The sequence below is a fragment of the Stenotrophomonas sp. SrG genome, assembly GCF_050031795.1.
Lineage (GTDB): Bacteria > Pseudomonadota > Gammaproteobacteria > Xanthomonadales > Xanthomonadaceae > Stenotrophomonas > Stenotrophomonas rhizophila_A.
Genome location: NZ_JBNBBE010001304.1, coordinates 1 through 236 on the forward strand (window position 1 = coordinate 1; position 236 = coordinate 236).

The following is a 236-nucleotide window of genomic DNA, read 5'->3' on the forward strand; positions in this document are numbered from 1 at the left end:
GCACCAGGGCACTCATCAGCGGGTGTCCCGCCGCGCTTCGGCCAGTATCTCGCGGAGGTCTTCTAGAACCTTGCGGTCCTCGCCCAGAGCGGTGGCGGCGGCCAAGGCGCGTTCGAGGGCGTAGGCGCGGTCGTTGGGGTGGAAGCAGTTCATGGCAGAATCGGCTACTACCGGGAGGGGACATGGACTTTCAGGAGTGGTTGTTTTCTTCCGATTGGGACGTCCTTGGGGACTGG

General features: G+C 64.0%; 1 protein-coding gene. It reads right to left on the bottom strand.

Translation table 11 applies throughout. The features are described from left to right. Positions 1–15 precede the first annotated feature (15 nt). The gene (locus ACQG3P_RS23640; RefSeq protein WP_426806409.1) at positions 16–153 is read right to left on the bottom strand and encodes a hypothetical protein; all 138 of its coding nucleotides are present in this window, start codon (positions 151–153) and stop codon (positions 16–18) included. Positions 154–236 lie beyond the last annotated feature (83 nt).